Origin of the sequence: Pedobacter ginsengisoli, from assembly GCF_002736205.1 — a bacterium.
Lineage (GTDB): Bacteria > Bacteroidota > Bacteroidia > Sphingobacteriales > Sphingobacteriaceae > Pedobacter > Pedobacter ginsengisoli_A.
Window position 1 is genome coordinate 3,352,757 of record NZ_CP024091.1, and the last position, 17,306, is coordinate 3,370,062.

Sequence of the window (17,306 nt, forward strand, 5' to 3'; positions counted from 1 at the left end):
CTGACCCGTGTCATTTCATCCAGCCTTATCATCACATGCTTAGCCCCTGCAATGGAAAAATAGTTGACCCAACCCCTAATGGTCATATCAAGCTTTCTGATCCGTTCGATGATAGTAATTGGATCATTGCGTTTAGTATGTCCAAGGAGTTTCTGTTTTATAATCTTAACAGACTTGGTTGCAATCCTCATTTTCCAATCTTTGCCCGTCTTGTAGAACGAGAAGCCCAGCAGGGTACTCTGTGATGGTCTGCTCACCTTACTCTTTTCACGGTTCACTTTCAGCTTTAGACCTCCTTCCAGATAGCTGGTAATGTTATCCATCACCCTATCTGCCGATTTTCTGCTGTGAACATATATACTGCAATCATCAGCGTATCGTACGAACTTGTGACCCCGCTCTTCGAGCTTAGCATCCAGTTCATGAAGAACAATATTGGATAAAAGCGGACTAAGTGGACTGCCCTGTGGTGTGCCCTCTTTTCTTGGGGAAACAAGCCCGTTCTCCATCATACCACTGCTCAGATATAAACGGATAAGCTTTAATGTACGCTTATCTTTTATCTTTCCTGATAGCAGGCACATGAGTTTGTCATGGTTTACCCGATCAAAGAATTTGTCCAGATCAAGCTCCACAATCCATGTGTAACCAGCATTAAGGTATTCCTGTGCCTTGAGCACTGCCTGATGAGCCTTGCGCTTTGGACGGAAACCATAACTACTGAAAGAAAAGTCGCCCTCATATTTCGGACTCAGCCATTGGGAAATAGACTGTTGAATCAACCGATCAATGACCGTTGGGATGCCAAGCATCCTTGCTCCCCCACCAGACTTGGGTATCTCTACCTTTCTTACCGCACTCGGGCGGTAACTGCCGTTCAAAATATCAGACCGTAATGTCTGCCAGTTGATATTCAGGTAGTCCCGAAGTTCATCGGTCTGCATACCATCAATACCACCAGCTCCCTTATTGGCGGTTACCTGCCTAAAGGCGCTTTGTACATTTCGGATGTCTAATATTTCTTCAAGCATACTACTAAAAAAAAACTCTTTCCCAGGCATTGTGCACATTGGTTGCACGGCTCGGCTCAGCTCCTCTTACAGTCTACTCTCGGATTCCGTCCTACCATCATGTAAGCAGTTCTCTAAAGTGGTTCCGCTGTAATCACTCTGCCATAAACTTTCTGTTTCCTTTGCCATCCCAACATTCAGTCCTTCCCTAAAAAAATATAGGTATTATGACCTCGGCTGACTTCTCCCTGTACCAGATGGGCATTACGATACTGTCCATTGTTTCTTCTACAGCAATCGCACTTGCTCTCGACAGATTATAGGGAGATCTCCCGGGGTAAGGCAACCCGCTTTCTATGGATGTGACCTCTGTATCTACGTAGTGATATTCTGTGCAGTATAGGGCTTTTGTTTGTCTTGCAACATCACCCATATCACCTCGCCTTATATACAGTTCCTGTTCGTAAGTCCCCATATTTGCCGCCAGCTTCCTTCGGATTCGCAGTCGCCTGCGACACCCTTGCTATTGGCTAACACTTCCTACTGCAAAGTGTGTTCGGGACTTGCACCCTAGAGCTGATTGCCATGCCCGGCACACAAAAAAAAGGGAGAATTTTTCAATTCCCCCTTCAAGTGCACTTTACTGGACTATTCTCGAACCAATTTTTGGATGATTTGAAGAAAATTGCAAACTTGGACACACTATTCCACAGTGAGCCCCTTAGTAGAGATTTCAAGCTTCGTTATAAACGGTGTTACACCAACCAGGAAAGGAGAGATAAGCCTTTAACGCAAATATGGGCAGAAAATGGTTTTACAAAATACAAGAGTGACTAATCTATAAAAATTCATTTTTTGTCTTAATGGGGTGATTTTGCTAGTGATGAAACTTCAAAATCATCCCTACTAAAGATGAGCAGTTATTGATTCATCACTACTATGGACATTCATCCCCTAGTGATGATAAAATATTTTGGTTAATTCAAATGCTGCTCCAAATCATCTTTCCAGATCACAAATCCTTTTCGTTCGTCAGAGTAATCATGCAATACTCGACTGAAATTTACCGGCGCTGAGTGTAAAAATGTAGATCTCCCTTCGTTTCGAATTTGATTAAGATCCTTATCAATACTGTGAAGCGTATTTTTGAGCTCCAAAATTTCTTTTGACGTATGCCATATATAAGTAGCTTCATCCGTATCCAGTGTCTCCATGACGATATGATATTGCTCCTTTCCAGCTAGAAGAAAGACAAAAGCAAACGGACTTAACACAAACCTTATTTTCAATACATTTCCTAAATGTAGATCTGATAAATATCTTAGCTGTATTTTATGCCGATAATTCCCTCTATTCAACACATCGTTTAATAATTCTTCGCCAGATTCATATAATGTCTGACTAGCATCGCTGACACTAAGCTGTGACAGTTCAATATTCTTACCTAAAAAATTACCTTTCTTAAATAAGTTCTTTTCAGCAAAACGAAAGCGTACGCTGTCTACAACTTCACGATCCAGTTTTTTAATGTCCTCGCATGTTGCTGATTTGCCTACTACAATGCCTTTCTCTATTACTATACAGATTGATACTATAATCGTTTTGGAATTCAAAAATTTCTCAAAGTACAACTTCAAGACATCGAATTCCGGGCGCATATGGAGATTCTCAATACCAAATGAAACCTCTTGTCCTATCTCCTTTATAAATTCACTAAAGACTACCCCACCATATATAAAATCAAGTGATTCAATGGCAAGTTTAATATTCCGTTCAATGATTTGATCTTTAAAGGGACTTACTACATCACCTACGGGCTCTACCTTTTCATCAGCTTCGATAACATCGTCAAATAATGTCCTATGTCGTATCAATTTTTTGTAGTAAACGTTCCTTTTAAGAAACATCGAATTTAAATAATCAATCTTAATGTCCCTGTAGTCATAAATCACAGGAGTTAATTCAGAACGCTGTACACGACCAATATATTGAATCAGTTTGCCTTCGAAAGAAAATGGATAGACTAAAAATAAACATTGGGCATTATGAAGGTCGGATCCTTCTCCAAAAAATTGTCCAGTTGTAATAAGTATCTGGTAGTTACCGGACTTCAATATCTTCCATTTAGTGTTACGGCTGGATTCCGAATCGTCGCCACTTAATGTAATTGTCTCAAAAGATTGTTTTAAATATTGCTCTAGGGTTTCAATATGCTCTTTTCTCTCGGTAAGTATAACAACTCGCTTTCCTGTACTCAATTGAAAAGTTACATCCTTTAAAATCAGCTTATTTCTTTCAGAATCATGAATAAGTATATTTGATAGTGTTTCAAAGCGATCTGTTTTCGCATTGTATGCTACGTTTAAAGCTGTATTTCTTATGATAATCTCGGGTTGTTCGGGCACTCCCTTGTCGCTGGATTTCATTTCTGAAATTACTTCTCCGAGATGTACTGAGATCAGTCTATCATCACTGTTTTTCCGAAAGGGTGTAGCAGTAAGACCGTACAAATAGTAAGAATGGAAAAGTGATACCGCATTTTTAAACGTTTCCGCTGCAATATGGTGACATTCATCAACAATAATAATTCCGAAACTTCGAACCAGTTTATCTGCATCAGGCTTTTGTAATTCTTTGCCTAAGCTTTGTATCATTGCAATTGTAACCTGTTTCCCTATTTTTGTTTTGCCTTGTCCTATCCTTCCAATATCTTGCTTTGAGATTCCTAGAAATGCTTCAATTCTTTCTGCCCATTGGTCTGCCAATTGATTGCGATGAACGACAATTAATGCAGGCTGTTGTTTATCAGCAATGATTTTAAGACCAACAACAGTTTTCCCAGAACCAGGTGGTGCAACTATTATACCTATATCCTTTTTAGATGCAGCCTCTACCGCAGGTAACTGATATTCTCGTAAAGAAGCATGAAATGAAAAACTTGCAGGAGTAAGTAACTTCCTATTATCGTCTAGCTGGTATTGAATATTATTTTTAATGCAATAAACTAATAACTTCCTAATAAAACCCTTTGGAATAATAGCGTATTCATTTACCTCCTCAATAAATTTAAAATATCTCTTTGTTCCAAACGTACTCCTGCCGCTATTCTTTTTAATGATAAAGTCTGCATTGAAAAAATTAAGTTCATCTTTTAGATAAGACGTCAAGGCAATACTCATTCCATTTCGATTGATTTCAATAGTGTTTGACAACTTAATTACAAGCTTTCCAAAATCAACTGCACTTTCACTTTTGGAGTTGGTCAGTGAAAGAAATATCTGGTCTAAATCATTTGTAGAAATCCGGCTAATGTTACGTAGAAACTCCCATTGATCTGCGTAAGGGATAGCTGTTTCAGGCACAATGAAGCAACTGCTACCAAATTCAAATACAGGTTTATACAAAGGCAAGGCTATCAAGTTCCCAAAACCTTTGCCGGAATGTTTATCCTGATTGGGAAAAAGCCTGTCAAAACTAGAATTTTTGTCAAAAATAGAGACTATCCCTACTCTCTCTAATAAAGTAAGTACAATTATTCTGCTCTTAAAAGCCGGATATGGTTGGGTAAAAAATATCCAAACATGCCCACCTTTGCCACTACGCGAACGTTCCAGATAAACAGGGATATTATAGCTTGCACAGATGGCAATGAAACTTCTGCAGTCTTCCAGCCAACTATTTTTATCAAAATCCGCGGCAATCAGCCAAGATGTATTATCTTGTAAAAGTGGATATAATCCTATTAACTGTCTACCTTCAAGATGTCTCTGAATCTGATCATCAGTCAGGGGAAGATAATTTATTGTTTCCGAACCAGCTGGCGTTGTGCTCTTCTTGTAAATCTTGTTGAAGTAGGGATCATATAACTTAGCAGGCATGTAACCACTCTTATTTCCCTTTGACCAATGAATCGCATAAACATCTTCACGCCCTTTGAACAAAGACTTATATAATGAGATATTCTGTATGATCGAAAAATTATCCAACTTATTTCACGTTAGCACAAATGATCATTCTATTCAATTAAAATTGACAGCTTAACGAATCGGATTAACACATTTTAATCCCCTAACTCTTTCGAAGTCGCTTAAATTCCGGGTGTAAATCTCAAGCCCATGTACTGATGCTGTAGCAGCAATTAAGCTATCACCTAGCTTCAAATTATACTTCTTCCGGATTTCAATAGCTCTATCAAAAATATCCTGGTCAGGAAGAATTACGGGTGCGTATTCAAAAATATCCTTAAAATACTTCTCTTCCTCCTTCTTCAACCCATGATAACCGAGGACTTCAACTCTGGAAATTTCTGACACTGTACAGGATTCATTGATAATTAACTCCCTTAAATATTCGTACTCGCTTGAATAAGAATAAATAATTACATTACTATCTAAAAGAAAAGCCATTCCTATGAAAAAGGTAACTCACGATCTGAACGTTGGTGTTGCTCCCATTCCGCTGCATCACCAAAAGAAGAAGACCCTGTGGCTTTGAAATTCAGAATACGGTTTTTCAGATTAATCCTAGTAGTCTTATTAAAATCAGCATTCTTCTTTTCAATCACAACGTTTAACTTCTTAGCTAAAGCAATAATTTTTGCTAAACTTTCTTCGTTATTCGATTTTAAAATGAGCTCCATAGTAATATGCCATTATGATATATACAAAAATACTAAAAATAAAGTTTTTGGCATGCTCCATGGAAAGAAAAAAATTCCGTGGGGATACAATCGGTTTGAATTCGGCAAACATAACCTTTTCGGATATCGAACCATGAATCGCGCTTTTTCACACAATAGAGCGACATTTCAGATTGAGTAAAAACAAAAAACCCTCTCTACGTTCTGTAAAGAGGATTCGTGCACTTGTAGGGATTCGAACCCCAAACCTTCTCATCCGTAGTGAGATGCTCTATCCAGTTGAGCTACAAATGCGTCTTTTATTATAAATCCGTTTCGTTAACGGACTGCAAAAGTAATGCTTCGAATTCAAAATAGCAATATTTTTTACAAAATTATTCAAAGCATTACTCCTGCAGAATAGCACTAAACTTCTATTGCTTTCTTAATTGCATCAAAATCAGGCATATCACGTGCATCTTCTAAAACTTCTGCATGGATAATTTTTCCATTTTCATCAATAACAAAGGCTCCTCTTTTTGACACTCCCTTTAAATTAAACACGAAATCTTCATAAAATGCACCATAAGATTGAGAGATTTCTTTGTTAAAGTCAGAAAGTAATGGAAACTGATAAGCTTGATCTTCTTTGAATTTAGCCAGGGTAAATGGAGAATCAACAGAAATACCGACAACTGATGCATTCATTCCTTCATAATAACCAAAGCTATCTCTCATTGTACACAACTGCGCAGTGCAAACACCTGTAAATGCCATAGGAAAAAAATGTACTACAACTTTTTTTCCTTGATAATCTGAAAGTGATACTTCTTTCAACTCAGAACTGAATAATTTAAAATCCGGGGCGCTATCGCCAACTTGTAATGTCATATAATTAAGTTTATAGTTCAAATATAAATTTGTGCTTCTCTGCTTTCAAATCAAACACCAAAAGATGAGAAACGGCTGACCCCTCTACCCCTGTGTCTTTAGTTGCTGGTCTACAATTGCCAATCCTTCATCAAAACTATGTGGCTTATAACCTAGATCATGGATTGTTTTATCCAAAATAAAACCGGTCCTTACAGGTCGTTTTGCTGTTTGGTTAAGTGCCTCTGCGCTTATTTCATTAATTACACTTTTATTGAGCTTCCAATAATCGGCTACTCTTGCCACCAGTTCAGAAATACTCATCATGTCTTTTCCAGAAGCATTATATATACCCTTAGCATCCTTTTCAACTGCGAGCAAACAACAATCCGCCAAATCCTCTGCAAGCGTTGGCATCCGCCACTGATCGTTAACCACCTTTATTGGCGAACCTTTTTCTAAAGCACCTTTTGCCCACAACACAATATTGCTTCTGCTCATATCACTTACTATACCATATACTAATATAGTACGTAAAATTGTCCACCTGCAATTAGAAACTTCAACAACACGCTCTGCCTCTAATTTTGTATGTCCATAGTAACTTAATGGATTCGGCTCCGCATCTTCAGCATATGGCCCTTTTGCTCCATCAAAAATAAAGTCGGTTGATAAATGCACTAACTGAATATCATGAGCTTCGCAAACAGAGATCAGTGTTTTTACCGATTCCACATTTAATTGATAAGCAAGCTCCTTCTGATCTTCACAGGTATCCACATTAGTCATAGCCGCCGTATGAATAATAGCATCAGGCTTATAACGCCCAACAACTTCCATTACATTCTCTCGATTCAGAATATCCATTTCAGCGTACGTATATCCATCCTTAACAGGAAAACGATTAGCTCCTTTTGATGTTGCAATTAACTTAAATTGCTTAGTAACAGATAAACGCTCTGTTATTTTCTGACCCAGTAGGCCGTTACTTCCTGTAACTAATATGGTTTTCATTAATGTTTATTTACAATTTTCAACAGCTGCTAAAGCAGCAAAAAATCACTATTTAACGCTTTAAAAGGCATAATTAAAGCCTCAATAATACTCGCTAAAATATTGATTAAAAAACTGTGGAAAAACTTTTTATTTATATATGTATTTCTTGTATAAAAATTTTAACTTTGCAAACCGAATTGTAGGCCCATAAAACAGCCTTTAACAAATTGATATTTATAATTTTACCCAAAACAATATATGCCTAACATTGGAAAAATAGCGCAGATTATAGGACCGGTAGTTGACGTGAGTTTTGCTGACGATGCTCATTTACCTCAAATTTTCTCTGCATTAGAGATTGAAAAAGAAAACGGACAGAAAGTCGTTTTAGAAGTTCAACAACATCTTGGTGAAGACCGCGTACGTGCAATTGCAATGGACTCAACCGATGGTTTGGTTCGTGGAATGAAAGCATTAGATACTGGTTCTCCTATTCAAATGCCAGTTGGCGATCAAATTAAAGGTCGTTTATTCAATGTGGTTGGTGAGGCTATTGATGGTATCAATTCAGTTAGCAAAACTGGTGGCAGACCAATCCACAATGCTCCTCCTAAGTTTGATGAATTATCAACTGAAACTGAAGTACTTTTTACAGGTATTAAAGTAATCGACTTATTAGAGCCTTATGCAAAAGGTGGTAAAATCGGTTTGTTCGGTGGTGCTGGGGTAGGTAAAACAGTATTGATCATGGAGTTGGTAAACAACATCGCAAAAGCTTATGCTGGTCTATCTGTATTTGCTGGTGTTGGTGAGCGTACTCGTGAAGGTAATGACCTTTTACGTGAGTTTATCGAATCTGGCGTAATCAATTATGGCGAAGACTTCCTTCATTCAATGGAAAAAGGTGGATGGGATTTAAGTAAAGTTGATACTGAAAAATTAAAAGAATCAAAAGCAACATTGGTTTTCGGTCAAATGAACGAGCCTCCTGGTGCACGTGCTCGTGTAGCATTATCAGGATTAACAGTTGCTGAATATTTCCGTGATGGTGATGGCGAAGGCGCTGGAAAAGACATCCTTTTCTTCGTTGATAACATCTTCCGTTTCACTCAGGCTGGTTCTGAGGTATCTGCACTATTAGGCCGTATGCCTTCAGCTGTAGGTTACCAACCAACCCTTGCTACTGAGATGGGTTTAATGCAAGAGCGTATTACTTCAACTAAACGTGGTTCAATTACTTCTGTACAGGCTGTATACGTACCTGCCGACGATTTAACTGACCCTGCTCCGGCTACAACATTCGCCCACTTAGATGCGACAACAGTATTATCTCGTAAAATTGCTGAGTTAGGTATCTACCCTGCTGTGGATCCGTTGGATTCTACTTCACGTATCTTATCTCCAGCTGTTTTAGGTGATGAGCACTACAACACAGCTCAACGCGTTAAAGAAACATTACAACGTTACAAAGAATTACAAGATATCATTGCAATCCTTGGTATGGACGAGTTATCTGAAGAAGATAAATTAGTTGTATCTCGCGCACGTCGTGTTCAGCGTTTCTTGTCTCAGCCATTCCACGTTGCTGAGCAATTTACAGGCTTAAAAGGTGTATTGGTTGACATTAAAGACACTATCAAAGGATTTAACATGATCATGGATGGTGAAGTTGATGAATATCCTGAAGCTGCATTTAACTTAGTTGGAAGCATCGAAGAGGCTATTGAAAAAGGTAAAAAACTATTAGCAGAATCTAATTAGTACATAGTAGTTAGTACTTAGTATATAGATCATATCTCTAAACTAAGTACTAATTTCATTAATTTATTTGAGTAGAAATAGTCTAGCTACTAACTACTAAATACTAACTACTAACAAAATGACTTTAGAAATATTAACCCCAGATAAGAAAGTTTTTGAAGGTGATGTAACAGCTGTTACTGTTCCTGGTACCATGGGATCTTTTCAGATACTACATGACCATGCACCTATTATTTCAACTTTAGAAGATGGACCTGTAATTATTAAATGCAAAACCGGCGATCAAACCTTTACTATTAAAGGTGGCGTTGTTGAAGCTTTAAAAAATAAAATTATTGTGTTAGCCGAAGGGGTTGCCTAATATTTAATTATACAATATTCTAAAAGCCCTTTGAAAATTTCAAAGGGCTTTTTATTTATTTTGTATTCTCGTCCTCCCTGAACTTATTTCAGTATCCCTCAAGAGAAAGGAACTCTTACTAGTGCCTCATCCTAAGTGCTCAGAATAATCATCGCTTTATGAAAAATACCCTCAAAAAAAACCAATATTTCAATCAACTTTTTTAGAGTTTTCCACATTTTAAGAAGAAAATACACAAATTTATAATGCTAGCATAACACCTATACCGAATACCGATTTCATATTTGGTATAGCAGTCACCACGTTAAGATATGAATTTGCATAATAAATTAGAATTATATTCTGCAATACAACAAAAATAAAGAATTATATTTTTTTTCATTTATTTTCATTCACCTATTGATAGTTTAACTACCAAGCGGTAAATTGGATTCTATAAAACAACAAGAAATTAAACAACGATATGAACCTTTCAGTCAACGTCTTATTTACTGTAATTGTTAACCTAATTCTCCTTCTGATTATTCAGAAGAATAAGGCGCTGTAAAGAAATATTTAATACTTAAAATATACTAAGCGCCACCAAAAGTGGCGCTTTTTTAATGAAACATCTAAAATACAAAACATACCTGACAAAAAAATGCAATACTTTAATTCAAATACCATACTTTACCTAAATGGGCGGTTCGAAAAATCGGCCGATACAAATGCCGATTTGTATGGTCAGTCGTTACATTACGGCTATGCAGTTTTTGAAGGAATCAGGGCTTATTCCACACATAATGGAACCCGTATTTTTAAAGCCAGAGAGCATTTCGAAAGGTTAAAACGCTCTGCTGAATTAGTTCATATTCCATTTACCTGGGACATAAATAAATTAATAAAACAAACATACAGACTACTGGAAATCAACAACTTAAAAGACGCATACGTTCGTCCATTAGTATACTGTCCTCCTGCCATGTCATTGATTGCGGCAAAAGAAGCCTCAATTATGATCTGTGCCTGGGAATGGGAAGCCTATCTTGGGCATAAGTTGCTTAAAGTATCTGTATCAAGTTTTGAGCGTCCGAATCCAAAATCAACACCAATCGAGGCTAAGGTAAGCGGCAACTATGTTAACTCAATACTCGCCACTACAGAGGCCAAAAGTAAAGGATTTGATGAAGCATTGTTACTTGATATGTATGGCAATGTTGCCGAAGCTCCGGGAGCCAATATCTTTATCGAAAAAAACGGCAAACTATACACCCCTCCTCTTGGAAACATTTTACCGGGTATTACCCGCGCAACGGTAATAGAACTATGTCATATTTTAGATATAGAAATCATAGAAAAACACCTATCGGTAAAAGACCTGAAACATGCAGACAGTGCTTTTTTCTGTGGCACAGCTACTGAAATTGCAGGAATTGCATCTATTGATGAATATACATTCCCATTAAAATGGACGGAGACTGTAGGTGCAACAATACAACGTACCTATAGATCTTTAGTATTAGAAAAACAGAATTACGAAGTAATCATATAACTATTATAATAAATAACAAAAAAGACCTAACCATATAATATGTCACAAACACCAGAAATCAATCGCTACAGTAAAACTTTCACACAAGACCCAACACAACCAGCTGCACAGGCAATGTTGTACGGAATTGGTTTAACTAAAGCAGATATGGATAAAGCTCAGGTTGGTATTGCCAGCATGGGTTATGATGGAAACACCTGCAACATGCATTTAAATGATTTAGCCAAAATCGTTAAAGATGGTGTATGGAAAAATGACATGGTCGGTTTAACATTCAGCACTATTGGTGTTAGTGATGGTATGTCAAACGGAACAGAGGGAATGCGTTACTCTTTAGTATCAAGAGATGTTATTGCCGATTCAATTGAAACCATTTGTGGTGGACAATACTACGATGGGTTAATCACTATACCTGGTTGCGATAAAAATATGCCGGGATCTATCATGGCAATGGGTCGTTTAAATCGCCCTGCTATTATGGTTTATGGTGGAAGTATCCACTCCGGAAACTATAAAGGAAAAGCATTGAATATCGTTTCAGCTTTCGAGGCACTAGGACAAAAATTAGCTGGCAACTTAGAAGAAGAAGATTTTCAGGGCGTAATCAAAAATGCTTGCCCCGGTGCAGGTGCATGTGGCGGTATGTATACAGCTAATACTATGGCATCTGCTATCGAAGCATTAGGTATGAGTTTACCTTATAGCTCATCCTACCCTGCATTAAGTGAAGAAAAAAGAAATGAATGCCTGGAAGCTGGTAAAGCCATCAGAATTCTGTTAGAAAAAAATATCCTTCCTTCAGATATCATGACTGAAAGATCTTTCCATAATGCTATAGTAACCGTTATGGTTTTAGGTGGTTCTACAAATGCAGTATTGCACTTAATTGCAATGGCTAAATCTGTAGGCTTAAACTTACAACTTAGCGACTTCCAAAAAATCAGCGACAGCACTCCTGTACTTGGCGATTTAAAACCAAGCGGAACTTATCTGATGGAAGATTTACATGAAATTGGTGGTGTACCTGCAGTATTAAAATATTTAATAAAAGTTGGCTTAGTTCATGGCGATTGCATTACCGTTACCGGCAAAACCTTAGCAGAGAACGTTGCTGATGCAGTAGATCTTGATTTCGACAAACAAAAAATCATATTCCCTGTAACTGAACCGATTAAAGAAACAGGACACTTACAAATGCTTTACGGCAACCTTGCCACTAAAGGTGCTGTAGCTAAAATCAGCGGTAAAGAAGGCGAAAAATTTGTAGGCCCTGCCCGTGTATTTGACGGAGAACAAAAACTGATTGCTGGAATCCAAAGCGGAAAAGTAAAAAGCGGAGACGTAGTAGTAATCAGACAGGTAGGTCCTAAAGGAGCACCTGGTATGCCCGAAATGCTAAAACCTACCTCTGTTATTATAGGTGCAGGCCTGGGCAAAACTGTTGCTTTAATTACAGATGGTCGTTTTTCTGGTGGTACTCACGGTTTTGTAGTAGGCCACATCACTCCTGAAGCATGGGATGGCGGAAACATCGCCTTGGTTCATGACGACGATATCATTACTATCGATGCAGTAAACAACTCAATAGATGTTCATTTAACTGATGAACAACTGGCTACCCGCCGTGCGGTTTGGAAACAACTACCACCGCCCGTCACCAAAGGAGTACTCTATAAATACCTTAAACAAGTAAGCAATGCAAGCGAAGGCTGTGTTACTGATGCTTACAACGATTAATTAATTAGAAACCCCTATACCTAAATATACAACAATGGATACAGCACACGAGGAAACAACAACCTTAACAGAGCCAAAAAAAACAACTACCGTTTCAGGTTCTGTAGCTTTATTGGAAGGATTAATAGCTGAGGGTACCGATACTATTTTTGGTTACCCAGGCGGAGCCATCATGCCTATTTATGATGCATTATACGATTACAAAGATAAATTACAACATATTCTAGTGCGTCATGAACAAGGCGGCACGCATGCTGGTCAGGGTTACGCACGTACTTCGGGTAAAGTAGGCGTTGTTTTTGCAACCAGCGGCCCCGGCGCAACAAACCTTGTTACCGGTTTAGCCGATGCCCAGATAGACAGCACTCCTATGGTTTGCATTACCGGTCAGGTATTTGCACAATTTTTAGGAACAGATGCCTTCCAGGAAACCGATGTAATTAACATCACTACTCCGGTAACAAAATGGAACTATCAGGTGACCGATGCCAATGAAATCCCTAGTGTACTAGCAAAAGCTTTTTACATTGCACGCAGTGGAAGACCAGGACCGGTTTTAATAGACATTACTAAAAATGCGCAGTTACAGATGTTCGAATACGAAGGATATACTCCTTGCGAACATATCCGTAGCTACCGCCCGAAACCACTAATTAGAAAAGAGTATATCGAGCAGGCTGCTGCGTTAATTAATGGTGCAAAAAAACCTTTCATCCTATTCGGGCAAGGTGTATTATTAGGTACTGCTGAGCAAGAATTTAAGGCTTTTGTAGAAAAAAGCGGTATTCCGGCAGCATGGACCATATTAGGTGCAGGTGCAATTCCTACAGACCACCCATTAAATGTTGGTATGCTAGGTATGCACGGAAACTATGGCCCCAACGTACAAACCAATGCCTGCGATGTTTTAATCGCAATCGGTATGCGTTTCGACGACAGGGTTACGGGTCGCTTAGATAAATATGCAAAACAGGCAAAAGTTATTCATTTGGATATTGACCCTGCTGAAATCGATAAAAACGTAAAGGCTGATGTACCTGTTTGGGGCGATTGTAAAGAGACTTTACCATTGTTAACTGCTTTGGTTGATCAGAAGTCACATAGCGAATGGGTAGAAGAATTCAGGGCTTTTGATGAAACTGAACAAGAAACAGTAATACAAAAAGAACTAAACCCAGAAAGTGGTGAGCTTACCATGGGCGAGGTTATCAATAAATTAAATGACCTAACCAAAGGTGATGCTGTTATTGTTACCGATGTTGGCCAGCATCAAATGGTTGCCTGCCGTTATGCCAAGTTTAACCAAACCAGAAGCAATATTACCAGCGGTGGTTTAGGCACAATGGGCTTTGGTTTACCAGCTGCAATTGGGGCTAAATTTGGTGCCCCGGAGCGTACAGTAGTTGCCATTATTGGCGATGGTGGTTTCCAGATGACTTGTCAGGAATTAGGTACCATTATGCAAAGCGGTATCGATGTTAAAATCATGATTCTGAATAACAGATTCTTAGGTATGGTTCGTCAGTGGCAGCAATTGTTTCACGAAAAGCGTTATTCTTTTGTTGACATTACCAGTCCTGACTTTGTAAAACTTGCTGATTCTTACTACATCGCAGGTAAAAAAGTTTCAGAGCGCGAAGACCTTGTTGCAGCACTACAAGAAATGTTGAACCACAAAGGTTCATACCTTTTGGAGGTAATGGTAGCAAAAGAAAATAATGTGTTTCCAATGGTTCCACAAGGTAGTAGCGTAAGTGAAATCAGACTTAAATAATTAAAGATCATGAGCAATTCCAACGACATAGAAATAAACGGAAAACAGGAATTTACGATTACTGCTTATACCGAAAATAGAATAGGCATACTTAACCGTATAGCCATCATCTTCTCCAGAAGAAAAATTAATATTGAAAGTTTAAACACCTCGCCTTCAGAAATTGAACACATTCACCGTTTCAATATTTTGATTCATGAAACTGAAGAGGTTGTTCGTAAATTAGCCCGTCAGATAGAAAAACAGGTAGAAGTATTAAAAGTATATTATAATACAAACGAAGATATCATCTGGCAGGAAATGGCATTATATAAAGTACCTACAGACACTATTGCAGAGAAAGTATCTGTAGAGCGTTTACTTCGCGAAAATGGAGCAAGAGCAGTTGTGATCCGTAAAGATTATACTGTTTTTGAAACTACCGGTCACAGAGAAGAAACTGATAAACTGATTGAGGTTTTACAACCACACGGATTAATAGAATTTGTAAGAAGCGCCAGGGTCGCAATTATTAAAGACAGCGAAGGTTTTAACCGTAAGCTAAGAGAATTTGAGCGCAGAGAACCTGGCGAGGATGTGATAGAAAACGAATTCTTAGATCAGGAAAAGAATGTATTTAGCATGTAATTCACTGCAAAGTGAATAAGAACAATAAAATGGAAAACTATCTTTTTAATACCATAAGACAGACCAGAAAAAACTTCATACAGTTGATTGAAACCTCAACAGTTGAAGAATTAAATGAGGTGCCAGCAGGTTTTAACAACAATATGATCTGGAATTTCGGGCATATAATAGTTAGCCAGCAATTACTTTGCTACAAACTTGCGGGGCTTACCCCTTCAATAGATCCTCAATATATTTTGTCTTATCAAAAAGGAACAAAACCTGAAAAGTTCATCACAGCTGAAGAAATAAACAATTTAAAAGAATTGATGCTCAACACAATAGATGAGCTTGCTACAGACCTAAGCAATAATGTTTTCGTAAATTACCATGGTTTTATCACCAGTTATGGAGTTGAATTAAACAGCACGGCCGAAGCAATTCAGTTTTTTCCAATACATGATGCCTTTCATTACGGATGTGCGTCATCAATTAAAAAAGCATTAAACAAAAAGTAAATAAGAATCTTAACAACAAAAAAACCGATAAAACGATGTCAAATTATTTTAACACATTACCTCTTAGAGAAAAATTAAACCAATTGGGTGTTTGCGATTTCATGGACAGTTCAGAATTTCTTGATGGCGTAAATGCACTAAAAGGAAAAAAACTGGTAATTGTAGGTTGTGGAGCACAAGGCCTTAACCAAGGTTTAAATTTAAGAGATAGTGGTTTAAATGTTGCCTATACATTAAGAAAAGAAGCTATTGAAGGCAAAAGAGATTCATGGAAAAATGCCACAGAAAACAACTTTACTGTTGGCACTTACGAAGAATTAATCCCTACAGCCGATGTAGTTATTAACCTTACTCCTGATAAACAACATACTGCAGTTGTAACTGCAATTATGCCATTAATGAAACAAGGTGCTACTTTATTGTACTCGCACGGTTTTAACATTGTGGAAGAAGGAATGCAGATCCGTAAAGATATTACCGTAATCATGGTAGCTCCAAAATGCCCTGGAAGTGAGGTAAGAGCAGAATATGTAAGAGGTTTTGGCGTACCTACCCTTATTGCGGTACACCCTGAGAACGATCCTGAAGGAAAAGGCTTAGCACAAGCTAAAGCTTACTGCGTTGGAACTGGCGGCCATAGAGCTGGTGTATTAAAATCATCTTTTGTTGCCGAAGTGAAATCAGATTTAATGGGCGAGCAAACTATTCTTTGTGGTTTATTACAAACCGGTTCAATTCTTTCATTTGATAAAATGGTTGAAAAAGGAATTGATGCTGGTTACGCTTCTAAACTTGTTCAATACGGTGTTGAAGTAATTACTGAAGCATTAAAACATGGTGGTGTTTCGGGCATGATGGACAGATTAAGCAACGTAGCTAAAATCAAAGCTTTTGAAATCTCAGAAGAATTGAAAGACATTATGCGTCCGCTATTCCAAAAACATCAGGATGACATCATGAGTGGCGAATTTAGCCGCACAATGATGGAAGACTGGGCTGCCGGCGATAAAAACTTATTAGCATGGCGTGCAGCTACAGGAGAAACTGCTTTCGAAAAAACTCCTGCAGGTGATGTAAAAATAGGTGAGCAAGAATATTTTGACAACTATACTTTAATGGTTGCTTTTGTTAGAGCTGGTGTTGAATTGGCTTTCGAAACAATGGTACAAGCTGGTATTAAACCAGAATCTGCTTACTATGAGTCATTACACGAAACTCCACTTATTGCAAACACCATTGCACGTAAAAAATTATTCGAAATGAACCGTGTTATCTCTGACACTGCCGAGTACGGTTGCTACCTGTTTGATTATGCTTGTAAACCTTTACTAGCTGATTTCATGACTAAAGTAGATACTGACCTGGTAGGTAAAAACTTTAACGAAGGTAAAGATGGTTCAGTTGATAACAGAACATTAATTGCAATTAATGAAGCACTTCGCAGTCATGAAGTTGAAGTAGTAGGCGCTAGATTAAGAAAAGCAATGACTGCGATGAAATCTATAAAAACAGCATAAATAATAA

General features: G+C 37.9%; 13 protein-coding genes, 1 tRNA gene and 1 pseudogene. 8 read left to right on the plus strand and 7 right to left on the minus strand.

All coding sequences use genetic code 11. The features are described from left to right. Nucleotides 1-2: 2 nt before the first annotated feature. The 7 genes and pseudogenes from ltrA to CPT03_RS13880 form a co-directional block, all read right to left on the minus strand. Nucleotides 3-1,070 (minus strand): annotated as a pseudogene (gene ltrA, locus CPT03_RS23145) (group II intron reverse transcriptase/maturase); the annotation flags it as partial. 917 nt (nt 1,071-1,987) lie between these two features. Then, the gene (locus CPT03_RS13850; protein ID WP_245869841.1) at nt 1,988-4,996 is read right to left on the minus strand and encodes a DEAD/DEAH box helicase; all 3,009 of its coding nucleotides are present in this window, start codon (nt 4,994-4,996) and stop codon (nt 1,988-1,990) included. Between the two features lie 51 nt (nt 4,997-5,047). Beyond that, nucleotides 5,048-5,416 (minus strand): type II toxin-antitoxin system VapC family toxin, encoded by a 369-nt coding sequence (locus CPT03_RS13855; RefSeq protein WP_099439401.1) that lies wholly within the window; start codon nt 5,414-5,416, stop codon nt 5,048-5,050. A gap of 2 nt (nt 5,417-5,418) precedes the next feature. Next, nucleotides 5,419-5,649 carry a hypothetical protein gene (locus CPT03_RS13860; RefSeq protein WP_099439402.1) on the minus strand — a complete coding sequence of 77 codons (231 nt, stop codon included), beginning with the start codon at nt 5,647-5,649 and terminating at the stop codon, nt 5,419-5,421. A 220-nt stretch (nt 5,650-5,869) separates the two neighbouring features. Beyond that, nucleotides 5,870-5,943: transfer RNA gene (locus tag CPT03_RS13870), tRNA-Arg, on the minus strand. A gap of 111 nt (nt 5,944-6,054) precedes the next feature. Next, nucleotides 6,055-6,519 (minus strand): redoxin domain-containing protein, encoded by a 465-nt coding sequence (locus CPT03_RS13875; protein WP_099439404.1) that lies wholly within the window; start codon nt 6,517-6,519, stop codon nt 6,055-6,057. Nucleotides 6,520-6,603: 84 nt separating this feature from the next. Continuing rightward, entirely contained in the window at nt 6,604-7,512 is a 909-nt protein-coding gene (locus CPT03_RS13880) for an SDR family oxidoreductase (protein WP_099439405.1), read from the minus strand. A 240-nt stretch (nt 7,513-7,752) separates the two neighbouring features. Here CPT03_RS13880 and atpD point away from each other — a divergent pair, with 240 nt between their 5' ends. The 8 genes from atpD (at nt 7,753) to ilvC (ending at nt 17,299) form a co-directional block, all read left to right on the plus strand. After that, complete coding sequence (gene atpD, locus CPT03_RS13885) at nt 7,753-9,255, plus strand: F0F1 ATP synthase subunit beta (protein WP_099439406.1); 1,503 nt, start codon at nt 7,753-7,755, stop codon at nt 9,253-9,255. A 118-nt stretch (nt 9,256-9,373) separates the two neighbouring features. Next, the gene (gene atpC, locus CPT03_RS13890; protein ID WP_099439407.1) at nt 9,374-9,616 is read left to right on the plus strand and encodes an ATP synthase F1 subunit epsilon; all 243 of its coding nucleotides are present in this window, start codon (nt 9,374-9,376) and stop codon (nt 9,614-9,616) included. Between the two features lie 640 nt (nt 9,617-10,256). Continuing rightward, nucleotides 10,257-11,147: a branched-chain amino acid transaminase gene (locus CPT03_RS13895; protein WP_099439408.1), complete on the plus strand. Its 891-nt coding sequence runs from the start codon at nt 10,257-10,259 to the stop codon at nt 11,145-11,147. Nucleotides 11,148-11,186: 39 nt separating this feature from the next. Beyond that, on the plus strand, nt 11,187-12,884 hold the full coding sequence (ilvD, locus tag CPT03_RS13900) for a dihydroxy-acid dehydratase (protein WP_099439409.1): 1,698 nt from the start codon (nt 11,187-11,189) through the stop codon (nt 12,882-12,884). A 34-nt stretch (nt 12,885-12,918) separates the two neighbouring features. After that, a complete protein-coding gene (gene ilvB, locus CPT03_RS13905) occupies nt 12,919-14,658 on the plus strand; it encodes a biosynthetic-type acetolactate synthase large subunit (protein ID WP_099439410.1) in 1,740 nt (579 codons plus the stop codon). A 9-nt stretch (nt 14,659-14,667) separates the two neighbouring features. Then, a complete protein-coding gene (gene ilvN, locus CPT03_RS13910; RefSeq protein ID WP_099439411.1) occupies nt 14,668-15,285 on the plus strand; it encodes an acetolactate synthase small subunit in 618 nt (205 codons plus the stop codon). Nucleotides 15,286-15,314: 29 nt separating this feature from the next. Further along, nucleotides 15,315-15,782 carry a DinB family protein gene (locus CPT03_RS13915; protein ID WP_099439412.1) on the plus strand — a complete coding sequence of 156 codons (468 nt, stop codon included), beginning with the start codon at nt 15,315-15,317 and terminating at the stop codon, nt 15,780-15,782. Nucleotides 15,783-15,817: 35 nt separating this feature from the next. Further along, a complete protein-coding gene (ilvC, locus tag CPT03_RS13920) occupies nt 15,818-17,299 on the plus strand; it encodes a ketol-acid reductoisomerase (protein WP_099439413.1) in 1,482 nt (493 codons plus the stop codon). The last annotated feature ends 7 nt before the right edge of the window (nt 17,300-17,306 follow it).

What these genes read in the sequence shown, in the direction of transcription:
- CPT03_RS13855 (WP_099439401.1), bottom strand. Translation starts at nt 5,416, where the DNA reads ATGGCTTTTCTTTTAGATAGTAATGTAATTATTTATTCTTATTCAAGC.
- CPT03_RS13860 (WP_099439402.1), bottom strand. Translation starts at nt 5,649, where the DNA reads ATGGAGCTCATTTTAAAATCGAATAACGAAGAAAGTTTAGCAAAAATT.
- CPT03_RS13875 (WP_099439404.1), bottom strand. Translation starts at nt 6,519, where the DNA reads ATGACATTACAAGTTGGCGATAGCGCCCCGGATTTTAAATTATTCAGT.
- CPT03_RS13880 (WP_099439405.1), bottom strand. Translation starts at nt 7,512, where the DNA reads ATGAAAACCATATTAGTTACAGGAAGTAACGGCCTACTGGGTCAGAAA.
- atpD (WP_099439406.1), top strand. Translation starts at nt 7,753, where the DNA reads ATGCCTAACATTGGAAAAATAGCGCAGATTATAGGACCGGTAGTTGAC.
- atpC (WP_099439407.1), top strand. Translation starts at nt 9,374, where the DNA reads ATGACTTTAGAAATATTAACCCCAGATAAGAAAGTTTTTGAAGGTGAT.
- CPT03_RS13895 (WP_099439408.1), top strand. Translation starts at nt 10,257, where the DNA reads ATGCAATACTTTAATTCAAATACCATACTTTACCTAAATGGGCGGTTC.
- ilvD (WP_099439409.1), top strand. Translation starts at nt 11,187, where the DNA reads ATGTCACAAACACCAGAAATCAATCGCTACAGTAAAACTTTCACACAA.
- ilvB (WP_099439410.1), top strand. Translation starts at nt 12,919, where the DNA reads ATGGATACAGCACACGAGGAAACAACAACCTTAACAGAGCCAAAAAAA.
- ilvN (WP_099439411.1), top strand. Translation starts at nt 14,668, where the DNA reads ATGAGCAATTCCAACGACATAGAAATAAACGGAAAACAGGAATTTACG.
- CPT03_RS13915 (WP_099439412.1), top strand. Translation starts at nt 15,315, where the DNA reads ATGGAAAACTATCTTTTTAATACCATAAGACAGACCAGAAAAAACTTC.
- ilvC (WP_099439413.1), top strand. Translation starts at nt 15,818, where the DNA reads ATGTCAAATTATTTTAACACATTACCTCTTAGAGAAAAATTAAACCAA.